Here is a 7390-nt window from a genome sequence, read left to right as displayed (position 1 = left end):
GAGCTGGTCCTTGAACGTGCCGGGCCCGCGCCTGATGGCGGTGAACGGCGACGAGGGCGAGCCCGGCACGTTCAAGGACCAGCTCTACCTGAACACCGACCCGCACCGCTTCCTGGAAGGCATGCTGATCGGCGCCCACGTGGTCGAGGCCGCGGACGTCTACATCTACCTGCGCGACGAGTACCCGATCGCCCGGGAGATCCTGGCCCGCGAGATCGCCAAGCTGCCCGAGGGCGGCCCGCGCATCCATCTGCGCCGCGGGGCCGGCGCCTATATCTGCGGCGAGGAATCCTCGCTCATCGAGTCGCTCGAGGGCAAGCGCGGGCTGCCGCGGCACAAGCCGCCCTTCCCGTTCCAGGTCGGCCTCTTCAACCGCCCGACGCTCATCAACAACGTCGAGACCCTGTTCTGGGTGCGCGATCTCCTCGAGCGCGGCGCCGGCTGGTGGAAGAGCCACGGCCGCAACGGCCGCGTGGGCCTGCGCTCCTACTCGGTGTCGGGGCGCGTGCGGCAGCCGGGCGTGAAGCTCGCGCCCGCCGGCCTCACCATCCAGGAGCTGATCGACGAGTATTGCGGCGGCCTCAGCGAGGGCCACGCCTTCGCGGCCTACCTGCCGGGCGGCGCCTCGGGCGGCATCCTGCCCGCCTCGATGAACGACATCCCGCTCGATTTCGGCACGCTCGAGAAGTACGGCTGCTTCATCGGCTCGGCCGCGGTCGTGGTGCTGTCGGACCAGGACGACGTGCGCGGCGCCGCGCTCAACCTGATGCGCTTCTTCGAGGACGAGAGCTGCGGGCAGTGCACGCCCTGCCGCTCCGGCACGCAGAAGGCCCGCATGCTGATGGAGAACGGCGTCTGGGACACGGACCTCCTCGGCGAACTCGCGCAGTGCATGCGCGACGCCTCGATCTGCGGCCTGGGTCAGGCGGCCTCGAACCCGGTCAGCTCCGTGATCAAGTATTTCCCGGACCTCTTCCCGGCCCCGCGCGCGGTCGCGGCCGAATGACGATCGCGCGCCCGACCGAAAGCCCGACACAGACGCCCCAGACTGGAGCGGACGCATGAGCAACGCACCCGAAACGCACGGCGACAAGACCGAGCGGGCCGAGATCCGGGCCGCCGAGCCCCAGGACGCCGGTGGCCCCGCCCCCGGCGCGGGGCCTGCCGCAGCCAATAGCTACACGCAGGGCGTGAAGGCCGGCGGCCAGGCCGCGCCCGAGCCCACCGGCCTCTACGGCCTCGCGGAGCGCCCGAGCGCGCCCCCGACGATCCAGTTCGAGTTCGACGGCCGCCAAGTCGAGGCGCAGCCCGGCGAGACGATCTGGGCGGTCGCCAAGCGGCTCGGCACCCACATCCCGCATCTCTGCCACAAGCCCGAGCCCGGCTACCGGCCGGACGGCAATTGCCGCGCCTGCATGGTCGAGATCGAGGGCGAGCGGGTGCTCGCGGCCTCGTGCAAGCGCACGCCGGCGGTCGGCATGAAGGTGAAGTCCGCCACCGAGCGGGCCGAGAAGGCCCGCGCCATGGTGCTGGAACTCCTGGTCGCAGACCAGCCGGAGCGGGCGACCTCGCACGACCCGGCCTCGCATTTCTGGATCCAGGCCGACCACGTCGAGATCACGGAGAGCCGCTTCCCGGCGGCCGAGCGCTGGACCGGCGACTTCAGCCACCCGGCCATGAGCGTCAACCTCGACGCCTGCATCCAGTGCAACCTCTGCGTCCGCGCCTGCCGCGAGGTCCAGGTCAACGACGTGATCGGCATGGCCTACCGGGCGGCCGACGCGAAGGTCGTGTTCGATTTCGACGACCCGATGGGCGGCTCGACCTGCGTCGCCTGCGGCGAGTGCGTGCAGGCCTGCCCCACCGGCGCGCTGATGCCCTCGGCCTATCTCGACGCCGAGCACAACACCCGCACGGTCTATCCCGACCGCGAGGTCGCCTCGCTCTGCCCCTATTGCGGTGTCGGCTGCCAGATCTCCTACAAGGTCAAGGACGAGAAGATCGTCTACGCCGAGGGCCTGAACGGCCCGGCCAACCACAACCGCCTCTGCGTCAAGGGCCGCTTCGGCTTCGACTACGTCCACCACCCCCACCGGCTGACGAAGCCCCTCATCCGCCTCGACAACGTGGGCAAGGACGCCAACGATCAGGTCGATCCGGCCAATCCCTGGACCCATTTCCGCGAGGCCAGCTGGGAGGAGGCGCTCGACCGCGCCGCCGCCGGGCTCGTCCGGATCCGTGACACCAGCGGGCCGAAGGCGCTCGCGGGCTTCGGCTCGGCCAAGGGCTCGAACGAGGAGGCCTACCTCTTCCAGAAGCTGGTGCGGCTGGGCTTCGGCTCGAACAACGTCGATCACTGCACGCGCCTCTGCCACGCCTCGTCGGTGGCGGCCCTGATGGAGGGGCTGAACTCGGGCGCCGTCTCCGCGCCCTTCTCGGCCGCGCTCGATGCCGAGGTGATCATCGTCATCGGCGCCAACCCGACCGTGAACCACCCCGTCGCCGCGACCTTCCTGAAGAACGCGGTGAAGCAGCGCGGCGCCAAGCTGATCATCATGGATCCGCGGCGCCAGAGCCTGTCGCGGCACGCCTACAAGCACCTTGCCTTCCGCAACGGCACCGACGTGGCGATGCTCAACGCGATGCTCAATGTCATCGTGGAGGAGAAGCTCTCCGACGAGCAGTACATCGCCGGCTACACGGAGAACTTCGAGGCGCTGAAGGAGAAGATCGTCGATTTCACGCCGGAGAAGATGGCGCCGGTCTGCGGCATCGACGCGGAGACCCTGCGGGAGGTCGCACGCCTCTACGCCCGGGCCAAGTCCTCGATCATCTTCTGGGGCATGGGCGTCAGCCAGCACGTCCACGGCACCGACAATTCCCGCTGCCTGATCGCGCTCGCGCTGATCACCGGGCAGATCGGGCGTCCGGGCACGGGGCTGCACCCGCTGCGCGGCCAGAACAACGTGCAGGGCGCCTCCGACGCCGGCCTGATCCCGATGGTCTACCCGGACTACCAGTCCGTCGAGAAGGCGGCGGTGCGCGAGCTCTTCGAGGAGTTCTGGGGCCAGTCCCTCGATCCGCAGCGGGGCCTGACCGTCGTCGAGATCATGCGGGCGATCCACGCGGGCGAGATCCGCGGCATGTTCGTCGAGGGCGAGAACCCGGCGATGTCCGATCCCGACCTCAACCATGCCCGGCACGCGCTCGCGATGCTCGACCATCTCGTGGTGCAGGACCTCTTCCTCACCGAGACGGCCTTCCACGCCGACGTGGTGCTGCCGGCCTCGGCCTTCGCCGAGAAGGCGGGCAGCTTCACCAACACGGACCGGCGCGTGCAGATCGCCCAGCCCGTCGTCAGCCCGCCCGGCGACGCGCGCCAGGACTGGTGGATCATCCAGGAGCTGGCCCGGCGCATGGGCCTGCCGTGGAGCTACGGGGGGCCTGCCGACATCTTCGCCGAGATGGCGCAGGTGATGCCCTCGCTGAACAACATCACCTGGGAGCGGCTGGAGCGCGAGGGGGCGGTGACCTACCCGGTCGATGCGCCCGACCAGCCCGGCAACGAGATCATCTTCTACGCCGGCTTCCCGACCGAGAGCGGCCGCGCCAAGATCGTGCCGGCCGCCATCGTGCCGCCGGACGAGGTGCCGGACGCGGAGTTCCCGATGGTGCTCTCGACGGGGCGCGTGCTGGAACACTGGCACACCGGCTCGATGACCCGCCGGGCGGGCGTGCTCGACGCGCTCGAACCGGAGGCCGTGGCCTTCATGGCGCCCAAGGAGCTCTACCGGCTCGGCCTGGAGCCGGGAGACACGATGCGGCTCGAGACGCGCCGCGGCGCCGTCGAGCTGAAGGTGCGCTCCGACCGCGACGTGCCGGAGGGCATGATCTTCATGCCCTTCTGCTACGCCGAGGCCGCGGCCAACCTGCTGACCAACCCGGCGCTCGACCCGATGGGCAAGATCCCGGAGTTCAAGTTCTGCGCCGCGCGGGTGACGCCCCTCCACGCGATGCCCGTCGCCGCGGAGTGAACGCCGGCCGGCCCCGAGCCTCCGCGCCGGCGGCACGTCCCGACGTGCCGCCGGATCCCGGCCGCGTTCCGGCCCCGCACGCTTCCGGAGCCGATCCACGCGATCTTCACCAGGGTTAAGGAGGGGCGGACGCGCCGGGCCTAAAGCATGATCCAGGCCTCTGTTACGGGGAGGGATCGCCATGCACGGGCACGCTGCGGACGTCGATGGTGAGACCGCTTGGCTGGTGCAGCAGCTCGCCCAGGAGGGACCGGAACGCCGTGATGCGGCGACGGTCCTGACGATCGAGAAGCTGCGCCGCCTGGAGGATCTGGCCCGCAACGCCGGAACCAGCCGGCAGGCGTTCCAGAAGATCGTCTCGGCACGCCGGGTCCTCGGCGATCACGCCGAGCTGGGCCCGACACCGGACTTCGCGTGGGATGCGGATCAGGACCTGTTCGGTCCGTCCTCGGACGCGCTGCCGCCCGTGCCGGGGTACGACGCGCAGAACATCCGGTGAGACCGGGCCTGCCGGCCCTAGCTGGCCGGCAGGTGTCGATCCGTGCGTGTCGATCGGCACCAGAAACCGCGTGGCCGCACAGCCCGCGTCGTGCTAAGCGTGCGGCGTCATGTCGGCCACCCGCTCCCTCTGGCGCTCGCTTCTCACGGTCCTCCTGGCCGTGTCGCTCGTCGCCGTCTCGGTGCTGGGTGCCGGACATGCGCATGCCGGGGCGCGGCATGGCGGCGTCCTGCAGCATGCCGCGGCGGTTCACCCGGACGCGGCGGGCCCGGAACGCACCCTCGGCCTGTCGGGCTGCGCCGAGCTTGCCGGCGACGAGACGCCGACGAGCCCCTGCGGCCTGAACTGCTGCTGCCACGCGACCTTCCTGCGCCGGGACTTCCCGGCCGTGGCGGTCGGCTGGAGGCCCGGTCGGATGCTGGCCGGCATCCACGAGGTCTTGTTCGACAGCCTCGCCCCCGAAAGCCTTCCCGAGCCCCCTCGAACCTTCGCCTGAGGTCCGCGCATCGATGCGCGTCCTGAGCGGCGGCCCCTGAGGGCTGCCGCCAGCCTCCCTGTCGCGAAGGCTCGGTTTCCCCATGCGTGTCCTCTCCGCCGCCGCCCTGCGGACGGCTGTCCTGGCTCTCGGCCTCTGCGCCGCTGCGCCGCCGACGTCCCGTGCCCACGAGGGACACGATCACGGCAGCGAGGCGCAGGCGCCGCCGACGGCGACCGCACCGCGCGGCTCATCGAGCACGGAGGCGCTCGAGCTGGTCGCCATCGCCCGCGACGGTCGTCTGTCCGTGTTCCTCGACCGCGCGGGCACCAACGAACCGGTGACGGACGCCGTCGTGCAGGCCGAGACGCCGGAGGGCTCCGTCCCGGTCTTGCCGATGCCCGACGGCAGCTACGGGCTCGATGCCCATTGGAGCCAGCATCCCGGCGCCTACGAGGTGCTGTTCACGGTGACGGCATCGGGCACGACCGACATGTTCCCCGTCTCGCTCACCGTTCCGGAGGCGCCGCCGGCACCGGAGGCGGCGGGTGCCTCGGCCTGGGCGGCCGGCCTCGCCGCGGCCCACGATTTCCAGCGCCACCTGAAGGAGGCGGATCCCTTGCCGCTCGCCGTCGGCGGCCTCGGCTTCCTCCTGGGCAGCGCGGTCACGCTGCTGATGCGGGGCCGCCGCTACCTGCCGGCCACCGCCCTGGTCGTGCTCGTCGTCGCCCTCGCCTTCGCGCCCCGGGCCTTCGCGCACGAGGGCCACGGCGAAGGCGGGTCCGCGCCCCCCCTCGCGCCGATGGCCGCGCCCTCCGCCCAGGACCTCGCGCGACGCCAGCCGGACGGCTCGGTCTTCGTGCCCAAGCCCACCCAGCGCGTCCTCGCGGTCCGGACCGTGGTGACCGCCTCCGACACCCTGCGACGCACGGTCGAGCTGCCCGGCCGCATCGTCCCCGATCCGAGCGCCAGCGGCGTCGTACAATCCTCGGTCGGCGGCCGCCTCTCGCCGCCGGAATCCGGGATCTTCCCGCGCCTGGGCGCGCGGGTGCGCAAGGGCGAGGTGCTCGCCTACGTGACGCCCCCGGTGCAGGCGGTGGACGTCTCCGACATGCGCCAGCGGCAGGGGGAACTCGACCAGCAGATCGTGATCACCGAGCGGCGGGTCGAGCGCTACCGCAAGCTCGCGCCGGGCGGCGCCGTCTCGCAGGTCCAGCTGGAGGATGCCCAGGCCGAACTCAAGGGCCTGCACGACCGCCGCGCGGCCCTCGACAACATCCGCCAGCAGCCCGAGGCGCTGAGAGCGCCGGTCGACGGGGTCGTCGCGGAGGCGAGCGCGGTGGCCGGCCAGATGGCGAGCCCCGGCGTGCAGGTCTTCCAGATCGTCGATCCGAGCCGGCTCTGGGTCGAGGCGCTGAGCTTCGACGCGCTGGCGGGCGGGCAGGACGCGACGGCGCGCCTGGCGGACGGCCGGATGCTGCGCCTGGCCTACATGGGCGCCGGCCTCGCCGACAGGAGCCAAGCGGTGCCGATGCACTTCGCGGTGGAGGGCGCGCCGCCCGAACTGCGCACCGGCCAGTTCGTCACCGTGCTGGCCGCGACGGACGCCCAGCAGGCGGGGTTGGCGCTGCCGCGCATGAGCGTGGTGCGCGGCGGCAACGGCCAGAGCATCGTGTACGAGCACGTCGCGCCCGAGCGCTTCCAGCCGCGCGAGGTGCGGGTCGAGCCCCTCGACGCGGGCAACGTCCTGGTCGTGTCCGGGCTGGCCCCGGGGAAGCGGATCGTGACCCAGGGCGCCGAACTCCTCAACCAGGTCCGCTGAGGAGACGCGCCCGATGTTCACGCTCCTCGTCGCGCAGTCCCTGCGCAACCGCCTGCTCGTCCTGGCGCTCGCGGCGGTGCTCGTCCTCTACGGCGGCTTCGTCGTCACGAAGCTGCCGGTGGACGTCTTCCCCGACCTCAACCGGCCGACCGTCACCATCATGACCGAGGCCGAGGGGCTGGCGCCCCAGGAGGTCGAGCAGCTCGTCAGCTTTCCCGTCGAGACGCAGATGAACGGGCTGCCCGGCGTCGCCCGCGTCCGCTCGGTCTCGGGCGTCGGGCTCTCGGTGATCTATGTCGAGTTCGACTGGGGCACCGACATCTACCGCAACCGCCAGCAGGTCTCCGAGCGGCTGGCGATGGTGCGGCCGCAGCTGCCCCCCACCGTGAACCCGATGATGGGCCCGGTCTCCTCGATCATGGGCCAGATCGTGATGGTGGCGCTCTCCGGCGGCTCGGTCTCGCCGATGCAGCTGCGGGAACTCGCCGACTTCACCATCCGCCCGCGCCTGCTCTCGATCCCCGGCGTCGCCCAGGTGATCCCGATGGGCGGCGAGGTGC

The 7390-nt window shown here is 71.6% G+C and carries 6 protein-coding genes; all 6 read left to right on the top strand.

Going from position 1 to position 7390, the window contains the following annotated elements; translation table 11 throughout:
* Positions 1-1006 (top strand): NADH-ubiquinone oxidoreductase-F iron-sulfur binding region domain-containing protein (locus AX737_RS07655; protein WP_197430491.1); only part of this gene is annotated, 1006 nt, incomplete at its 5' end.
* Positions 1007-1061: 55 nt separating this feature from the next.
* Positions 1062-4034, top strand: coding sequence for a formate dehydrogenase subunit alpha (fdhF, locus tag AX737_RS07650; protein ID WP_066920326.1), 2973 nt, complete (start codon positions 1062-1064; stop codon positions 4032-4034).
* A gap of 181 nt (positions 4035-4215) precedes the next feature.
* A complete protein-coding gene (locus AX737_RS07645) occupies positions 4216-4533 on the top strand; it encodes a hypothetical protein (protein ID WP_066920324.1) in 318 nt (105 codons plus the stop codon).
* A gap of 109 nt (positions 4534-4642) precedes the next feature.
* Entirely contained in the window at positions 4643-5029 is a 387-nt protein-coding gene (locus tag AX737_RS07640) for a hypothetical protein (RefSeq protein ID WP_066920321.1), read from the top strand.
* Positions 5030-5111: 82 nt separating this feature from the next.
* Complete coding sequence (locus AX737_RS07635; protein ID WP_066920320.1) at positions 5112-6830, top strand: efflux RND transporter periplasmic adaptor subunit; 1719 nt, start codon at positions 5112-5114, stop codon at positions 6828-6830.
* Positions 6831-6843: 13 nt separating this feature from the next.
* Positions 6844-7390: efflux RND transporter permease subunit (locus tag AX737_RS07630; RefSeq protein WP_197430490.1), on the top strand; the 547-nt coding region annotated here is incomplete at its 3' end.

It is taken from the genome of Methylobacterium sp. CCH5-D2, from assembly GCF_001556475.1.
GTDB classification, from domain to species: Bacteria; Pseudomonadota; Alphaproteobacteria; order Rhizobiales; family Beijerinckiaceae; genus Methylobacterium; species Methylobacterium hispanicum.
This window is presented reverse-complemented; position numbering and strand designations above follow the sequence as displayed.